Below are 17,185 nucleotides of genomic sequence, written 5' to 3'. Positions count from 1 at the left end.
CCGCCGCTTTCTTTCAGCCTTCCTTTCTGCTTTACGCGGCGTTCGTCGGTGGCACATAATCGGTCGTTCTTATCGATGGTAAAAGTTGGTAACCATCGAAATTTTCAATAGTTCGGAGGGGGCGAAATGCGCTATTCGTTGGAGCAGCTGGAGACGTTTGCCGCCGTGGCGAATGCGGGCTCGTTTTCCGCGGCGGCCCGGCATCTTGGCAAGACGCAGTCGACCGTCAGTACGGCGATTGCCAACCTCGAGATCGATCTTGGCGTCGCGCTGTTCGACCGCACGAGTCGAATCCCCGGGCTAACCGACGCTGGCCGAAAGCTGCTTCGCGAGGCGGAGTTGATACTTGAGCGGTGCCTTGCGCTCGACGCGCATGCGAATGCGCTTGGGGAGGACGTGGAGCGAAAACTGACGCTGGCGATCGAGGTGCCGCACAACACGTTGATGGCACCGTTGACCGACTTTGCGGAAGCGTTTCCGTACGTCGATCTCGACATACGGCATCCGGTGCATGGCGACGTGACGACACTGGTGGGGGACGGCACCGCCGATTTCGGCATCGGCTTCGCGAAGCCGCGTTATTCGCGCGACTTCTCGTTCACGCAGATGGGCAAACTGACGCTAATCCACGTGGTCAGCCGTGAGCATCCGCTGGCGCGGGAGGCGCGCGTGGACTTCAGCGTGCTCCGACAGCATCGTCGACTGATCTTCAGTGCGCATGGGGAGACGCTGCCGAGTACTGAGTATCTAGAGGCGACACGCGTATGGCAGGCAGATAGTTTTCTGGCGTTGCTAGAGATGATGCGGGCAGGGCTTGGCTGGACGACGCTACCACGTCAGATGATCCGGCACGGGCTGGAGCGCGGCGAATTCGTGGAACTGCAATTGTCGGCGTATCCCCATACCGACTGGCATGTTGGCGTGGACTTGGTGTGGGCCAAAGCCCATGTCATGGGCCCGGCCTGCAATTGGCTGATAAAGCGCATGGCGCAGCACAAAGTGTTTGAGCTGGATCGGAATGGGAATCCGACGACGCTTTGAGGAGCGATGTTGCTCAACTGAGCGTGGTTCGCAATGTCGGTGATCGCTATCGAGCAATGAAGAAATTCTGGCGGAGGCGGTGAGATTCGAGCTCACGGAAGGGTTACCCCTTCACCGGTTTTCAAGTCTGGCTGGGAAATCGTTGTGAAACCGTTGGTTAGGTTGGATTTTGCTTCGAGGTGGGCGGGATGTGATCGGCCGGAAACCCGCGTGGTTATTGGAAGTGGGGAGGGCGTTGCGGAGCAGGGATTGTTGATGTTCGAGGGGCAACCGGGACGTCCTTTTCTAAGAGTGCTGGACGTCAAAAAGGGGATCGAAGTCCCCTTAGCTTTGTCGACGCACATGAAAGATGCGGCGTCACCTTAAACGTGTGCGCGCGGTATCGTGTTGAGTAGCTTCTGCCCAACACCTTTGAATACGCCGAATGCCTCGACGAAGGTCGGTTTGTCGTTCCCATAGATCAGAGGGATGAGCTTCGTCGCGTATTCTTCGGCCGTCTGCTTGTCGTTGCCAATCGCCTCCAATGCGACGCTCATGCACGCGGCGGGATCTTCGCAAAACTCTTTGTGACGCGTGAATTCGCCCTGATCAAACGCAACCAAGTCATTGAAGTGCTCGGCCGCTCGGTGGGCCACGGCTTGTTCCTCTTTGACGATGCACCACACATCATAGATGTGGCGGACTAATGCGTCGTCCCAATCGTTTCTCTTCTCAGCGCGATGCTCGGCAAATCGACGGAGGAACGAAAGGACCTTTTCCGCTAGCGTTTCTTCGATAGCCACACACGACATCGTGAACTCCGATGCGTCTCTGTTCGCCAACTGATAGGCGAGATATCCGAGGGGCTGCTCGGACGTTGCGAAATACGGCGTTCGAGTCGTAAATTCGAGTTTCAGGTGCGGGCGCAGGCTGGTATTGGTAGCGTACTGCTCCTTGTACAGCCAACCACTGGCGAAGTACCTGTTGGCGTTTCGCGCTGTTGCCTCACCTGCGATTTCTGCAAAACCTAACTTGTGTAAGCAGTCAGCCACTTGCTTCTTCAGCGCTGAAAGATGCGTTTTTAGTTGATTTTGAGAAAGTGCGGTGTCCGGCGAGAGCACGACCTTCAGGTCGATGTCTTCGGACATCCGGTGAATCAGACGATGTGCCTTCGAAAGGCTGGTGCCACCGCAGAACACCAACCGAGTGTTCTTATGCTCCAGCGATGCCAGAGCGCGCAGCGTGTCGGTAACGTGAATGTCCTTCTCTAAGATCGCTGCTGAGATACCGCCGAGATCTTCTTCAGCGACTAATGCGTCGATTAGTTCAAATTGCGCTTTCGAAATTATTCTCATACTGAATAAATTGCCGACCGAACCCAAGTTTGCGAGCAATTCGGCGGTTACCGGTGTTGATGACAACGTTCGCGGGCAACTGTGTAGTGGCGCCTGCGTTGTAGGCAGCGACTAACCGGCTCGGATATGTCTTAACACCGAGCCGCTTGAAGACCTGCGGTGCGAGCACTTCGACCGGGCGCACGGGGATTGGTTTGCCGGACAGCGCGCTGGGTTTGGCCTTGGCATACACGCCGACGCCAAGCTTGACTATTGTCCCGGCGTCAACGAGCTCTCGCAGCGCGCGGCTGAGTTGGGCTTCGCTGCCCAGCCCTGCGAAGTCGGCACGCAAGAAGACGTCCGACCTACGCTTGCGAAGCGACGATGTCAGTTTGTCTTTCAAGTTCATGGTGCTCTCCTCTTGCTGCGGTTGATGCTGTAATTTATTGATTTGTATGAATAAATCAATATGGTGATGCTCATTTTTTCAAGTGTATCACAGGCAACATATCTGCAAGTGGAGGAAGTCTGACCGTTTATGGTATGAAGCTGGCCGGACATTGGCATCAAGATGGGAAAGTCCAACATGACTCTACGGACCAACGGGCGGCAGGAATGAAGAGTGAATCGATTCGGTGGCACACATTGTTGCGATTACCCCCCCCCCCGCCTTCCTCATTTTTTCCCAGAGTCCTGCGCCGCATGCGTCGCTGTGGGCGAGATATGTCCACTAGATTCGTCGGTGCGTCCTGTTATTAGCCAGAACGCGAACTGGGGCCACACGTGGCCTATTGCCTCAATCATCTCGGACGTCGGACGTTGAAGACCTCGAGAGACGTTCTGCCATCGCTTCGACGGAATTCCCGTGAAGTCCTCCATATCGCGCCAACATCGCTCTGCGTTCGAGACATGCTTGATGAGTTCGCAAACACGCTCACGCATATCGGAATTTCCCTAGATACCTTTCAAGCATGGAAACTCTCCATCAGCATGAGCCAAATTTATAGGTGCTAGTGGCTCGACTAGTAGTCGCTGAATGTGATAACCAAGAAATTCTGGCGGAGGCGGTGAGATTCGAACTCACGGAAGGGTTACCCCTTCGCCGGTTTTCAAGACCGGTCCATTAAACCACTCTGGCACGCCTCCGGGGCGTTGCGCACGATGCTCGATCGTGGCTTGGGATGTCGTCCGGGGACGACTTGAGATGCGTGCGGTCCGGTGGAATCGGCATCGGGATCGTTGCGTCCCAACGCAGGCCAGTACCGCACGGCAGCGCGCATTATACCTGCACATCCCGCCATGTGAAGCCTTCTCGCAACCAAAATCGCCTCACACCCCGCTAATTTCCTAGGATTACCCCCCATCCCCCTTGTCTTGTCATCTTCCGGCATGCATCATGCTTGAAGACGTGCGGTGTACGCCCCCGGCGTTACCGTGCGAGGCCAGACATGACCCGGAGACACCGCATGGATGCCGACACCTCCCGTGCCCCCGCCCAAGAGACGTCAAATGACGCCAGTGGCGAGCGCGTGACCCACGCGCCGAACAAGAACGCGACAAACGCGGCAAGCGCTAACCCGGCTGCCGCGCCGTTCACCTGGCAGATCCCCACGCTCTACAACATTGGCGTCGACGTCTGCGACAAGTGGGCCGACGGCTCCAACCGTCTCGCGCTCATCCACGAAAGCGCAGACGGCGCGCACGTGCGCCTCACGTTCGACGTCCTCAAACAACTCTCCAATCAACTCGCCAATGAATGGCGCGCCAACGGCGTCAAGGCCGGTGACCGCATCGGCATCTTCCTGCCGCAGTCGCCCGCCACACTCGTCGCTCATGTCGCCGCCTACAAACTCGGCGCGATTGCCGTCCCGCTATTCACGCTATTCGGCCCGGAAGCGCTCGCCTACCGCCTGCAAAACTCCGGCGCAGCCGTGCTCGTCACCGATCTCGCCAGCATTGGCAAGATCGACGACATCCGCGCCGAGTTGCCCGACCTGCGGCTCGTGTACGTCGTCCATGACGACCTGCCCGAAGCGCACCATCACGTCGCCGATGATGAAGACTGGGGCGTTGCCGAAGACGGATTGCTCGCACTGTGGCCGGCGATCGCCTCGCGCGATACGCACTTCGAACCGGTCCAGACGCGCGCCGACGCGCCGGCCGTGATCATCTACACCTCCGGTACCACGGGCAAACCCAAGGGTGCGCTGCATGCGCATCGGGTGCTGTTGGGGCATTTGCCGGGCGTGGAGACGTCGCACAACGGATTCCCGCAGGAGGGCGATCTGATCTGGACGCCCGCCGACTGGGCCTGGATCGGCGGGCTGCTCGACGTCCTGCTGCCCGCGCTCCATCACGGTGTGCCGGTCCTGTCGCGACGCTTCGAAAAGTTCGATCCGGTGGCCGCCTTCGATCTGATGGCGCGTCACGGCGTGCGCAACACGTTCCTGCCGCCGACCGCGCTCAAGATGCTGCGCACCGTGGCATCCCCGCGCGACCATTGGCCGCTGCAACTGCGCTCGGTCGCGAGCGGCGGCGAGTCGCTCGGCCCCGAACTGCTGGCGTGGGGACGGGAGCATCTGGGCGTCGACATCAATGAGTTCTACGGGCAGACGGAATGCAACATGGTCGTCTCGTCGTGCGCCGCCGAATTCCCGGCGCTGCCCGGTGCCATCGGACGCGCCGTGCGCGGGCATGACGTCACCATCGTCGATGACGACGGCACGCCGTTACCCACAGGTTCCGTGGGCAACATCGCCATCGCACGACCCAACCCGGTCATGTTCCTCGGCTACTGGCATAACCCGGACGCCACCATGGACAAATACCGTGGCGACTTCCTGCTCACGGGCGATTCGGGATTTGTCGACGAGAATGGGTACATCACGTTCACCGGACGCTCGGATGACGTCATTACCAGCGCTGGCTATCGCATCGGGCCCGGGCCGATCGAGGACTGCCTGATCCGGCATCCGTCTGTGCAGTTTGCGGCCGTTGTCGGTGAACCCGACGACCTGCGTACCGAGATCGTGAAGGCGTTCGTCGTGCTGCGCGAAGGGCATGAGCCGTCGGATGCGCTGGCGAAGGAGATACAGGACTTCGTCAAACACCGTCTCGCTGCGCACGAATATCCGCGTAAGGTCGTTTTCCTGCCCGAGCTGCCGATGACCGTCACCGGCAAGATCATCCGCAAGGCACTGAGGGAGATGGGGGCGGCGCTGGGGTAGGGCGAAGGCGATAGAAAAAACGGCGGGACATCCGGATGATGTCCCGCCGTTTTCATTTGCATCGTCGAAGGCCGACTACTTCTTGTCGCCTTCCAGAAACATCCCTTGCAGGTCGTTGAGGAAGCGCTGTCCCAACTCGGTCGGGGCGATCCGTTGCGGATCGTCGACCAGCAAGCCCTTTTCGACGCCAGCAGCGAGCGCTTTGGCGATCTTCGCCATGGGCAACCCGGTGCGGTCGGCGAACAGCTCGCTCTTCACGCCATCGGTCAGACGCAACGCGTTCAGCATGAATTCGAACGGCAAATCACGCGCATCGACTTCGCGCTCTTCCTGCACTGCGTTACCGGCAGCCGCCGCTTCCATAAATCGCTGCGGATGCTTATGACGCACCTGACGCAGCACGCGATGCGGGAACGAAATCTTGCTGTGTGCGCCCGCACCAATGCCAAGGTAGTCGCCGAACTCCCAATAATTCAGATTGTGCTTGGCGCGTCGGTGCGGCTGGGCGTACGCCGACACCTCGTAGCGTCCGTAACCCGCGGCCGCCGTTCGTTCGGCAATCCAGTCCTGCATGTCGGCCGACGTGTCGTCGTCCGGCACCGTCGGCGGATATTTGTGGAACTGCGTGTTGGGTTCGAGCGTGAGGTGATACAGCGACAGATGCGGCGGCGCGAACGAAATCGCCGTCTCCACATCCTGCTGACATTGCGCGAGCGTCTGATTCGGCAGCGCAAACATCAGGTCGAGGTTGAAGTTGTCGAAGTTCGCCTGCGCGATCTCAATGGCATGACGGGCTTCGTCGCCATCGTGAATGCGGCCGAGCGCCTTCAAATGCTCGCTGTTGAAGCTCTGGATGCCGATGGACAGCCGGTTGATCCCGCTCGCCCGGAAGCTACGGAATTTGTCAGCTTCGAACGTGCCGGGGTTGGCTTCCATCGTGATTTCGGCATCGGCGTCGAGCGGCAGCAGGGCGCGCAGATCCGAGAGCAGACGATCCAGGCCGGCTGCCGACAGCAGACTCGGCGTGCCGCCACCGATGAAGACCGTATGCACCGGACGTCCCCACACCAGCGGCAACGCCTGTTCGAGATCCTGACGCAACGCATCCAGATAAGCCTGCTCGGGAAACGCCTGCGCGCCGCCTTCGCCGCGCCACTCGTGCGAGTTGAAATCGCAGTAGGGGCACTTGCGCACGCACCACGGGAAATGCACGTACAGCGACATCGGCGGCAAGGCCGGCAAACTGATCTTGCCGGGCCGCAGAAAGTTCTGCACGGGCAACGTGGATTCACTCATACGACTTACGCCTCCCGCCCCAGCTTTTCCAGCAGCACGCGCAATGCGCGAGCGCGGTGGCTATGGGCGTTCTTCACGGCGGGATCGAGTTCGGCAGCCGTCTGATTCAACGAGCGGATGAGGAAGTGCGGATCGTAGCCAAAGCCATGCGCGCCACGTGCGTCGTCCACAATCTCGCCGTCCCAGCGCCCCTCGGCGATGATCGGCTGCGGATCTTCCGCGTGACGCACGAGCACGAGCGCCGCGAAGTAATACGCGTCGCGATACCCCGGCGTGTCGGCATGCGGGGCCAGTTGCTCGATCAGGTGACGGTTGTTCGCGGCATCCGACTTCTCACGGCCGGCGCGCGCGGCATAGCGCGCGGAATACACGCCAGGGGCACCGCCGAGGATCGGCACGCACAGGCCGGAGTCGTCGGCGAGCGCGGGCAGGCCGGTCGCAGCCGCCGCGTGACGCGCCTTCGCCAACGCGTTCTCGATGAAAGTGACGTGCGGCTCTTCGGCCTCGGACACGCCGAGCATGCCCTGCGGCACCAGCTCGATGCCGAGCGGCGCGAACAACGACGCGAACTCGCGCAGCTTGCCCGGGTTGTTCGACGCCAGCACGATCTTCTGCATGGCCATCGTCAGACTCCCAGCGCGCGCTTCTGCGCGTCGATCAGCTGACGGATGCCGGCGTCGGCCAGGTCGAGCAACACATTGCTCTGGGCGCGCGTGAACGGTGCGCCTTCGGCCGTGCCCTGAATTTCGACGAAACCGCCTTCGCTCGTCATGATGACGTTCATGTCGGTGTCGCAGGCCGAGTCTTCGACATAGTCCAGGTCGAGCACGGGCTGTCCCTGGTACAGCCCGACCGAGACGGCCGCCACGTGTGCGCGGATCGGCGATGCTTCGAGCTTGCCATCGGCGATGAGCTTTGAGACGGCATCATGCGCGGCGACGAAAGCGCCGGTGATCGAGGCGCAACGCGTGCCACCGTCGGCCTGAATGACGTCGCAGTCGATCTGAATGGTGCGCGGCCCGAATTTCTCGAGGTCGAAAACGGCGCGCAGCGAGCGGCCGATCAGACGTTGAATTTCTTGCGTGCGTCCGCTTTGCTTGCCGCGTGCAGCTTCGCGGTCGCCACGGGTGTGCGTGGCGCGCGGCAGCATGCCGTATTCGGCGGTGAGCCAGCCCTGGCCCGAATCGCGCAGGAAACCCGGCACTTTCTCTTCGACGCTGGCCGTGCAGATGACCTTGGTCTCGCCGCACTCGATCAGCACGGAGCCTTCGGCGTAACGGGTGTATTGGCGGGTGATGCGCACGGGGCGCAATGCGTCTTGCGCACGGCCGTCCGGGCGGGTGATTTGCGTCATGGATGAATGTCCTGCGAGGTGAATTTATGCGGCAATACCCGAATGGTATCGCTAAACGCCGAAAGCTTGGCGGCGCGCGCCGGTGTCGTGCGCGGATTCAGGAGCCTCGGGCCGGAAAATGCGATAATCCCGTTTCATCCATTGCATGCGAAACCGGCTGCTGCATCGCTACGCTGAAAAAGTGTCACGGCGCTGTGGTAACGGTCACCCCGATGAAAGACAACAATATCTACAGTATGACCGGCTACGCCAGCGTCACGCGCGACATTGCGCATGCCGATGGAGCCGCAGGCGCGAGCGTGTCGGTCGAATTGCGCACGGTCAATTCGCGCTTCCTCGATCTGGCATTCCGCATGCCCGAAGAGGCGCGTGCGTGCGAGCCGTCGCTGCGTGAATCGCTGACTGCCAAGCTCTCGCGCGGCAAGGTCGATATCCGCATCAACGTGCAACGTCCCGAGAGCGGCACCAACGGTGCGCTCAATCTCGACGCCGTCAAGCAACTCGCCGATCTCGAACAGCAAGTCCTCGTTCATTTCCCCGATGCCGAACGCATGCGCACGGGTGAAATCCTGCGCTGGCCGGGCGTGCTCGGCGAAGAGTCGGTGACGGCCGAAGCCCTGCGTGATGCGGTGATCGATGCCGGTCGTGCCGCGATCGGCGATCTGGTCGACGTGCGTCGTCGCGAAGGCGCGCAGCTCAAGGCCAGCCTGATCGAGCGCATCGAGAAGATGGAGACGATTCTCACGGGCCTGCAACCGCTCGTGCCGGATCTGATCGCGCGCCATCAGCAGAAGATCGTCGATCGTCTGCAAGAAGCGCTGGGCGTGGTCGTGCCGGAAGGCTCGGCAGCACCGAGCAAGGAAGAAGTCGCAGAACGCATTCGTCAGGAAGTGACGATGTACGGCGTGCGCATCGACGTTGCGGAAGAACTCACGCGACTCGACGCCCACCTGAAGGAAACCCGCCACATCCTCGATAAAGGAGGACTGGTCGGCAAACGGCTCGACTTCATGATGCAGGAGCTTAATCGCGAAGCGAATACGCTCGGCTCGAAGGCAGCCTCGAAGGAACTCGCCGATGCGTCGATGGAGCTCAAGCTCTACATCGAGCAGATGCGCGAGCAAGTGCAGAATCTGGAGTAAGTCGTATGTCCCCGCAATCACACGCCCCGCAACCCGCCTTGCATGCCGAGTATCCCGGCAATCTGTTCATGGTGGTGGCCCCTTCGGGCGCGGGCAAGTCCACGCTCGTCAACGCGCTGCTCGCGCAGGATAGCGACGTTCGTCTGTCGATTTCCTGCACGACGCGAGCACCGCGCGCCAACGAAGAAGAAGGCGTGCATTACAACTTCATCTCGGTCGAACAGTTTCTCGAACGCCGCAAGCGTGGCGAGTTTCTGGAAAGCGCCGAGGTGCACGGCAACTATTACGGCACGTCGCGCGTGTGGATCGAAGAGCAGATGCGCGAAGGCCGTGACGTGCTGCTGGAAATCGACTGGCAGGGCGCGCAGCAGGTGCGCAAGCGCTTCTCGAATGCGGTCGGTATTTTCATTCTGCCGCCGTCCATCGAAGCGCTGGAAGAGCGCCTGAAGAAGCGCGGGACGGACGAGCCGAAGGTCATTGCACGTCGCTTGCTGGCCGCCGGTGGCGAGATTGCCCACGCGCCGGAAGCGGACTTTATCATCATCAATGACGAATTCCAGCGCGCGCTGGATCAATTGCAATCGGTGTTCACTGCGGTGCGTCTGCGCTTTGCTTCGCAGTATGCGCGGCACAAGACGTTGTTCACCGATCTGGATATCCACGCGCCGAACGATCACGAGTAACACCGTCGCATTCGTTGGCAGCGCTCGTGTTTTGCGCGAGCGCGCGCCGGCTGCGATAGAATACGCCTTATATTGAGAAGGAACCTCCTTATGGCCCGAATTACCGTTGAAGATTGCCTGAAACAAATTCCGAATCGCTTCGAGCTCGCACTCGCCGCGACCTACCGCGCCCGCCAACTGGCGCAAGGTCATACGCCGAAGCTCGAGAACAACAAGGACAAGCCGACCGTCGTCGCGTTGCGCGAAATCGCAGCCGGCCAGGTGGGCATCGAGATGCTCAAGAAAGTGCCGCTCTGATCGGGAGACAGCACTGATGCGATGTGACGTTCCGGGCCGCTCGACGAAGCAGGTACATGTATGAGTCATGCGAAATCACCGGCCACGTCCATCGCAGCGGATGAACCCAAAGCGGGGGAGCCCAAGCCCGAACGCAAGAAGAAAAAGGGTGAGAGCGCCACGCGCCAGTACATCGACGCGCTGCTGGAGCAGTCCTATCGGCACCTCTTCGGTCCGACGGCAACGCCTGAGCAGCCGCGCAAACACGAGGTCGTTTCGATCGCCCGTCTCAAGGGCATGCTTGGGGAGTACCTCAAGGAAAGCGACCTCGCGCAAATCAAAGAAGCCTTCCAGTTCAGCGACGAGGCCCACCTGGGTCAGTATCGTCAGAGTGGACAGCCTTACATCACCCATCCCGTAGCGGTTGCCGAGATCTGTGCCGAGTGGAAACTCGACGCACAGTCGATCATGGCTGCGCTGTTGCATGACGTGATGGAAGACCAGGGCGTGACCAAGGCCGAACTCGCCGAGCGATTCGGGCCGAAGGTCGCCGAACTGGTCGACGGCCTGTCGAAACTCGACAAGATGGAGTTCAGCAGCCGGGAAGAGGCACAAGCCGAAAGCTTCCGCAAGATGCTGCTGGCGATGGCGCGCGACGTGCGCGTCATTCTCGTCAAGCTGGCCGACCGCTTGCACAACATGCGCACGCTGGGCGTGACGTCGACCGAAAAGCAGCGCCGCGTGGCGCGCGAAACGCTCGACATCTACGCGCCGATTGCGCACCGCCTCGGCCTGAACAACACCTATCGCGAACTTCAGGATCTGAGCTTCGCGAATTACCATCCGCGTCGTTACGCTGTGCTCGACAAGGCCGTGAAGGCCGCGCGCGGCAACCGGCGCGAGGTGGTCGGCAAGATTCTCGACGCCGTCGAGAAAGCCCTGAAAGACGGCGAAGTCAGTGCCGATGTCTTCGGCCGCGAGAAGACGCTCTTCAGCATCTATACGAAGATGCAGGAAAAGCAGTTGTCGTTCTCGCAGGTGCTGGACGTCTATGGCTTCCGTGTCGTCGTCGAGTCGAACGCGCAGTGTTATCTCGCGCTCGGCGTGCTGCACGCGCTCTACAAGCCCGTACCGGGCAAATTCAAGGATTACATCGCGATTCCGAAGGTCAACGGCTATCAGTCGTTGCACACGACGCTCGTCGGTCCCTTCGGCACGCCCATCGAATTCCAGATTCGCACGCGCCGCATGCATGAGATTGCGGAAGCGGGCGTGGCCGCGCACTGGCTGTACAAGAACGGCGGCGCGGACATGAACGACGTTCAGAAGCACGCACACCAGTGGCTCCAGTCGCTGCTCGATATTCAGAGCGAGACGGGCGACTCCACCGAGTTCCTCGAACACGTCAAGATCGACCTGTTCCCCGACGCCGTCTACGTCTTCACGCCCAAGGCGCGCATCATGGCGCTGCCGCGCGGTGCGACGGCGCTCGACTTCGCCTATTCGGTCCACAGCGATCTGGGCAACCAGTGCGTGGCCGTCAAGATCAACAACGAGTTGTTGCCGCTTCGTACCGAACTGAAGAACGGCGACATCGTGGAAGTCATTACCGCGCCGTATTCGAAGCCGAACCCGGTGTGGCTCGGCTTCGTGCGTACCGGCAAGGCGCGCTCGGCCATTCGTCATTACCTCAAGACGATGCGCTTCGCCGAGTCGGTGCAGCTTGGCGAGCGTCTGGTCGAACAGGCGCTCAAGGGCTACGGCCTGACGATGAGCGAGATCTCGCCGGAGGTCTGGGACAAGCTCGCGCAGTGGACGGGCAACAAGGATCGTCAGGACATCTTTGCCGACATCGGTCTGGGACGTCGTGTCGCGGCCGTCATGGCCAAGCGCCTCGCGGTGCTGCTGTCGGGCAAGGAAGGCGAGAACGACGACAGCCCGGACGATCCCGATTCGCCGCGTACGGGCGACGAGACCGTCGGCCCGCCGGTGCTCATCACGGGCACGGAAGGCATGTCGGTGCAGTTCTCGGCGTGCTGCCGTCCGATTCCGGGCGACGCCATCATGGGCTACATCGGCATCGGGCTGGGCATGGCGATCCACACCACGGACTGCCCGGTCGCACGACGCATCCATCGCAAGGATCCGACGCGCTGGATCGACGTGGCGTGGGCACCGCAGCCGGGGCGTCTGTTCGACGTCGGCATCAAGGTGCTCGTGCGCCACAACCGTGGCGTGTTCTCGCGTGTGGCGGCCGATATCACGGCGTCCGACGCGAACATCGTGCACATCGGGATGGATGAAGTGGTGCCGGACGAATCCGCCACGCTACGCTTCCTCATTCAGGTGAGCGACCGCGTGCATCTGGCTAACGTGATGCGCCGCATCCGTGTGAATCCGGACGTCATGCGCGTGGCGCGCGAGCGTCCGAGCGAGCGGCATCAGGACGATGGTCAAGCCAATCACGCCATGCGCATTTCGCGCGAACGCGGCAACTACTGATTCGCGGCATCGATGAAATGAAAACGCCTCCCTCGGGAGGCGTTTTGCATGGTGCCGAGGGGCGCGCGGTGCGCTTACTCGGACGGCGGGTAGCGCACGTCGAGAATCTCGATCTGATCGAGCCCGGCCGGGGTGCGCAACGGCACGGTGTCGCCGATTTTCGATTTTGTGATGGCACGGGCGATGGGCGAAATCCAGCTCACGTGCCCACGGTCGAGGTCCACTTCGTCGATGCCGACGATCATGATCGTGTGCTCGTCGCCGCGGCCGTCCGCATAAGTGACTTCCGCACCGAAAAACACCTGATCGACGTTCTCCTGACGACGCGTGTCCACCACTTCCGCGTTATCCAGACGCTTCGTCAGAAAGCGAATACGCCGGTCAATCTCACGCAGACGTCGTTTGCCGTAGATGTAATCGCCGTTCTCCGAACGGTCGCCGTTGGACGCCGCCCACGACACGATCTTCACCACTTCAGGGCGCTGATTATCGATGAGATCCAGCATCTCATCCTTCAGACGACGGTAGCCTGTGGGCGTGATGTAGTTCTTGGTGCCCGCAGGAATCTCCGGCGCACCTGCGTCGAGATCGTCATCGTCGTCGCCGTTATCTTCCTTGACGAAGGCCTTGTTCATAAGTCGATGCCCGCGACGCGCGCGAGCCAAAAGCGTTAGACAATCCCTGCATTATAGGAGCGATGTCGCAGGAACATGCGCGCCACCCCATTTTCGCAATGGCGGCCATCATCCTCAGGTGTCATGGAGTGCGCCCGCAATGTCCTCTACAATCGGGCGACAGCACCCCACATGAACGCCACACTTCATCGCAAGTGTCGAACGCAGGAGAACCGCGCCATGACCGATTCCACGAGTCCCTTCCTTGCCGTGCTCAAGCCGCATCTGAGCGATATCGGCGCTTTCACCGTGCAGCGCAGTCTGCCGAGCCTGCCGTTCAAGACCGTCGGACCGTTTATTTTCTTCGATCACATGGGGCCTGCAACGCTGCCGCCCGGTGTGGGGCTGGACGTGCGTCCGCACCCGCACATCGGGCTGGCGACCGTCACCTATCTGTTCGATGGCGAAATCTGGCACCGCGACAGTCTCGGCAGCGATCAGCGCATTACGCCGGGCGCGGTGAACTGGATGACGGCCGGGCGCGGCATCGTGCATTCGGAACGCTCGCCGGACGACGTGCGCGAGCGTGGCGGCGACGTTCACGGCATTCAGACGTGGGTCGCGTTGCCGCAGGCCGATGAGGAGACCGCGCCGTCGTTTGCGCATCACGAGGCGTCGTCGCTGCCGGACATCTTCCTGCCGGGCGTGCATATGCGTCTGATCCTCGGTGAAGCGTTCGGCGAGAAGGCTCCGGTGAAAGTGTTCTCGCCGATCTTCTATCTCGCGGTCGAAATGGAACCGTGCGCGGCGTTCGTGCTGCCGCCGGAGTACGCCGAGCGTGCCGTCTACACGGTGCAGGGCGAGGTGACGGTGAACGACGAGGCGCTGCCGGAGCATCGGATGGGTGTGCTCGCGCCGGGCGGCGACGTTCGCATCGTGGCCGGTGATCGGCCCGCAAGGCTGATGCTGCTGGGCGGCGCGCCGCTTGATGGCGAACGCTTCATCTTCTGGAACTTCGTGTCGTCGAGCCGCGAGCGCATCGAACAGGCCAAGGCCGCCTGGACGGCGCAGGAAATGGGCAAGGTGCCCGGTGAGACGGAATGGATTCCGCTGCCGGAGCGCAAACCGTCGGCGAACTGAGTTTCAGCGCAGGAAGCGTGAAAAACGCCTGTTGACGGTCTCCCGCAACAGGCGTTTTTCATTTGGGATGCCCTGACGCGTCAGGCACTGAGCACGATCACGGAACAATGACGCTCTTCCAGCAAACGATGGGAGACGGCACCGAAGTTGAGCCGGTCGCCGAAGCGCGGTTGCACGCCGAGCACGAGCAGGTTGTGTTTGCCGTGGTGGATCTGATGCAGGATGGCGTCGTCGACCTTGCCGCCCGCGAGCAGACGTGTGCGTAGCTTTACACCGTTTCGCTCGGCCAGCGAGTGCAGGTTCTCCAGCATAGCGGCTTCGGCGGCGTCCGGACGCAGCACGCGCGGACGCCACCGGCGGTGCAGCATGCCCGGTGCCACGCGCGCCGAGACATGCAGCGCTGTGACCGGCGCGTTCGCCGCGCGCGCGAGCGTAATCGCCAGTTCGGCCGCGTGGCGCGAGTAGTCGGTGCCCGAGACCGGCACGAGGATGTTGAGCGGGGCATCCGGTTGGCGCGCGTGGTCGCCATGCGCGAGCACGATGGCGATGGCCCCGTCGAACGCTTTGGTCAGCGGCAGCACGCCGGTAGGCAAGGGGAGCGGGGGGACGTCCGAGTCCGATTCCTCGCCCGGCGCGTCGAATCCGGCGATGACAAAGCCGTAGCCCTTAGCGATTTCGTCGGAGATGCGCACCGCTTCGTCGCTGCTCTCCGGCTGTGCGGCTTCCTGTTCGCGCGCGGTGTCGGACGGATCGTCTGCGACGAATTCGCCTTCCTCCTTCGCCTCGCTCACGCGCTTATCGTCGTGCGCTTCGCCGACCGGCTCGTGCTTCGGGACGTTGTTGGAAGACGTTTCGTCATCCGGTGCCTTGTCGTTACTTTCCTTCACGGGGCCATGCGGCAATTCCGGCGTTTTCTGCGGCGCTTTGCCCGTGCGCTCGCGCAGCACCAGACGTGCGGCCTCGCGCGCCTTCTCGCTCGGTTTGACGGGTTTGTCTTCCTCCACGCCCGGTGTGCCCGGCGCGCGACTCACGGCGTGCGTTGCAGCGCCAAGGGCGATCTCGTAGGCGTCGAGGCCAGCGCATTCACCCGCGTCGACGGCGGCGCTGTCGTCGGTCGGAGCAGGGGCCGGAGCCGGAGCGAGCACGGTGGTCAGCGTGCCCCGTACACCGGCCGTGAGTCCTGCGATCCACGCGGCGAAGCGCCCGTTGGCGCTGCCGTCGACCGCAGTCAGAATGCGCTCGACGTTCGGCAGGAAGTCCTTTTCCTCGGCGGCTTCTTTCTCAAGCCGCGCTTTCTCCTCTGCGGATAGCGGAATTCGCACGAGCGCGCGGCGCAACACCGGCGGCATGATGAGTGTGGTGATGAGCGCCATGATGACGATCATGGTGAACAGATCCTTGCTCAGCACGCCCAACGATAACCCGATACTCGCGACGATGATCTCGGTCGACCCGCGCGCGTTCATGCCGGTGGCCAGCGCAAGCGCTTCCGCAGAGGACATGCCACCCAGGCGTCCGCCGATAAAGCATCCCGTGAACTTGCCGATGCTCGCGATCAGGATCAATCCGGCCACCAGCCCGAGCATTCGCCAGTCGAGCAGAATCGTCAGGTCCACCGACAAGCCCGCCACGCCGAAGAACACGGGCGCAAAGAGGGCCACGATCAGCCCGCGCAACTGCGCTTCGATCTGTTCGCTCAGAATGGGTGACTGGCCGATCATCACCCCGGCCATGAACGCGCCCAGCGCCGTGTGCACGCCCAGTCTGTCGGTCGCGAGCGCGAGCACGAAGGTGATGACGAGAATCGCGCTGAGCACCGGCATTTCGACGGTGAAGCGGTCGTTAGTCCAGCGAATGGCCACCGCCACGGCGCGCTTGCCGACGGTAAAGCACAACACAATGAACAGCAGCGTGCCGCCGAGGCTGAACGTCAGATGGCCGAGGTCGACCGAACCGCTCGCGCCAAGGCCCGCGATGGCGGCGATGACGATCCAACCGGTGGTGTCGTCGAGAATGGCCGCGGCGAGAATGATCTGGCCGATGTTGCGCCGCAGATAGTCGACTTCGCGAATGACCATCGCCACGACCTTGACGGACGAAATCGACAGCGCCGTGCCGAGAAAGAGCGATGTGACGAGCCGCGCTTCCGGATGCGGCAGCAGGTTGTCGGGTAGATGCCACCCGAGTGCGAAGCCGCAGGCGAACGGAATCAGCATGCCGCCCGCCGACGCGAAGATGGCCATGCGCTTCATGCGTCGCACAAGCCCCAGATCCGTCTCCAGCCCCGTGGACAGCAAAAGCAGTAGCACGCCCAGTTCTGAGACGGCGTCGAGCATCTTTTTCTGCGCTTCGTTGTCGGGGAAGACGGCGTGTTGCCAGGCGGGCATCAGCGCGCCGAAGATGGACGGGCCGAGCAGCACCCCCGCGAGCAACTGGCCCATGACGGCCGGCTGACGCAGCCGTTGCATGACCTCGCCGAGCAGACGGCCGACGAGCACCAGCAAGAGAAGTTGGGTAAAGAAGATCGCCGTGCCGTGGCCTGCGTGCATGTGCCTCCCTGCCCGTCGTTGGACTTTGCGATTACCATGCTTCAAGCT

The 17,185-nt window shown here is 61.8% G+C and carries 14 protein-coding genes and 1 tRNA gene; 7 read left to right on the top strand and 8 right to left on the bottom strand.

Annotation, left to right across the window (positions count from 1 at the left end; all coding sequences use genetic code 11):
- Positions 1-126: 126 nt before the first annotated feature.
- The gene (locus PAQ31011_RS04950; RefSeq protein ID WP_150574710.1) at positions 127-1,041 is read left to right on the top strand and encodes a LysR family transcriptional regulator; all 915 of its coding nucleotides are present in this window, start codon (positions 127-129) and stop codon (positions 1,039-1,041) included.
- Positions 1,042-1,403: 362 nt separating this feature from the next.
- On the opposite strand, the gene PAQ31011_RS04945 is transcribed toward PAQ31011_RS04950, so the two are convergent.
- The 3 genes from PAQ31011_RS04945 to PAQ31011_RS04930 all read right to left on the bottom strand — a co-directional run bounded on the left by PAQ31011_RS04945 (position 1,404) and on the right by PAQ31011_RS04930 (position 3,500).
- Positions 1,404-2,375, bottom strand: a complete 972-nt coding sequence (locus tag PAQ31011_RS04945; protein WP_150574709.1) for a nucleotidyl transferase AbiEii/AbiGii toxin family protein — start codon at positions 2,373-2,375, stop codon at positions 1,404-1,406.
- Positions 2,347-2,763: a DUF6088 family protein gene (locus tag PAQ31011_RS04940; protein ID WP_150574708.1), complete on the bottom strand. Its 417-nt coding sequence runs from the start codon at positions 2,761-2,763 to the stop codon at positions 2,347-2,349. Before PAQ31011_RS04940 ends, PAQ31011_RS04945 begins: the two co-directional genes overlap by 29 nt.
- A gap of 647 nt (positions 2,764-3,410) precedes the next feature.
- A tRNA-Ser gene (locus tag PAQ31011_RS04930) sits at positions 3,411-3,500 on the bottom strand.
- A 320-nt stretch (positions 3,501-3,820) separates the two neighbouring features.
- On the opposite strand from PAQ31011_RS04930, the gene PAQ31011_RS04925 reads away from it, so the two are divergent.
- Complete coding sequence (locus PAQ31011_RS04925) at positions 3,821-5,581, top strand: acyl-CoA synthetase (protein ID WP_150574706.1); 1,761 nt, start codon at positions 3,821-3,823, stop codon at positions 5,579-5,581.
- A gap of 75 nt (positions 5,582-5,656) precedes the next feature.
- On the opposite strand, the gene hemW is transcribed toward PAQ31011_RS04925, so the two are convergent.
- The 3 genes from hemW to rph are packed head-to-tail and all read right to left on the bottom strand — an operon-like array spanning position 5,657 to position 8,231.
- Complete coding sequence (hemW, locus tag PAQ31011_RS04920) at positions 5,657-6,877, bottom strand: radical SAM family heme chaperone HemW (protein ID WP_150574705.1); 1,221 nt, start codon at positions 6,875-6,877, stop codon at positions 5,657-5,659.
- A gap of 5 nt (positions 6,878-6,882) precedes the next feature.
- Positions 6,883-7,500, bottom strand: coding sequence for an RdgB/HAM1 family non-canonical purine NTP pyrophosphatase (gene rdgB, locus PAQ31011_RS04915; protein WP_150574704.1), 618 nt, complete (start codon positions 7,498-7,500; stop codon positions 6,883-6,885).
- Positions 7,501-7,502: 2 nt separating this feature from the next.
- Complete coding sequence (gene rph, locus PAQ31011_RS04910; protein WP_150574703.1) at positions 7,503-8,231, bottom strand: ribonuclease PH; 729 nt, start codon at positions 8,229-8,231, stop codon at positions 7,503-7,505.
- Positions 8,232-8,443: 212 nt separating this feature from the next.
- Between rph and PAQ31011_RS04905 the strand changes: the two genes are divergently transcribed.
- From PAQ31011_RS04905 to PAQ31011_RS04890, 4 genes are all read left to right on the top strand, one after another.
- Entirely contained in the window at positions 8,444-9,373 is a 930-nt protein-coding gene (locus PAQ31011_RS04905) for a YicC/YloC family endoribonuclease (RefSeq protein WP_174989939.1), read from the top strand.
- A 5-nt stretch (positions 9,374-9,378) separates the two neighbouring features.
- Positions 9,379-10,056: a guanylate kinase gene (gmk, locus tag PAQ31011_RS04900; RefSeq protein ID WP_150574702.1), complete on the top strand. Its 678-nt coding sequence runs from the start codon at positions 9,379-9,381 to the stop codon at positions 10,054-10,056.
- Between the two features lie 90 nt (positions 10,057-10,146).
- Complete coding sequence (gene rpoZ, locus PAQ31011_RS04895) at positions 10,147-10,353, top strand: DNA-directed RNA polymerase subunit omega (protein ID WP_039397582.1); 207 nt, start codon at positions 10,147-10,149, stop codon at positions 10,351-10,353.
- A gap of 60 nt (positions 10,354-10,413) precedes the next feature.
- A complete protein-coding gene (locus PAQ31011_RS04890) occupies positions 10,414-12,834 on the top strand; it encodes a RelA/SpoT family protein (protein WP_150574701.1) in 2,421 nt (806 codons plus the stop codon).
- Positions 12,835-12,908: 74 nt separating this feature from the next.
- On the opposite strand, the gene greB is transcribed toward PAQ31011_RS04890, so the two are convergent.
- Positions 12,909-13,469, bottom strand: a complete 561-nt coding sequence (greB, locus tag PAQ31011_RS04885) for a transcription elongation factor GreB (RefSeq protein WP_150574700.1) — start codon at positions 13,467-13,469, stop codon at positions 12,909-12,911.
- Positions 13,470-13,688: 219 nt separating this feature from the next.
- Between greB and PAQ31011_RS04880 the strand changes: the two genes are divergently transcribed.
- Positions 13,689-14,588, top strand: a complete 900-nt coding sequence (locus tag PAQ31011_RS04880) for a pirin family protein (protein WP_150574699.1) — start codon at positions 13,689-13,691, stop codon at positions 14,586-14,588.
- 80 nt (positions 14,589-14,668) lie between these two features.
- Here PAQ31011_RS04880 and PAQ31011_RS26315 read toward each other — a convergent pair whose 3' ends face one another.
- Positions 14,669-17,137, bottom strand: coding sequence for a cation:proton antiporter domain-containing protein (locus PAQ31011_RS26315; RefSeq protein ID WP_174989937.1), 2,469 nt, complete (start codon positions 17,135-17,137; stop codon positions 14,669-14,671).
- Positions 17,138-17,185 lie beyond the last annotated feature (48 nt).

Origin of the sequence: Pandoraea aquatica, assembly GCF_902459565.1 — a bacterium.
GTDB classification, from domain to species: domain Bacteria; phylum Pseudomonadota; class Gammaproteobacteria; order Burkholderiales; family Burkholderiaceae; genus Pandoraea; species Pandoraea aquatica.
The sequence above is the reverse complement of the archived record's forward strand: the minus strand, read 5'-3'. Positions and strand labels throughout refer to the sequence as shown.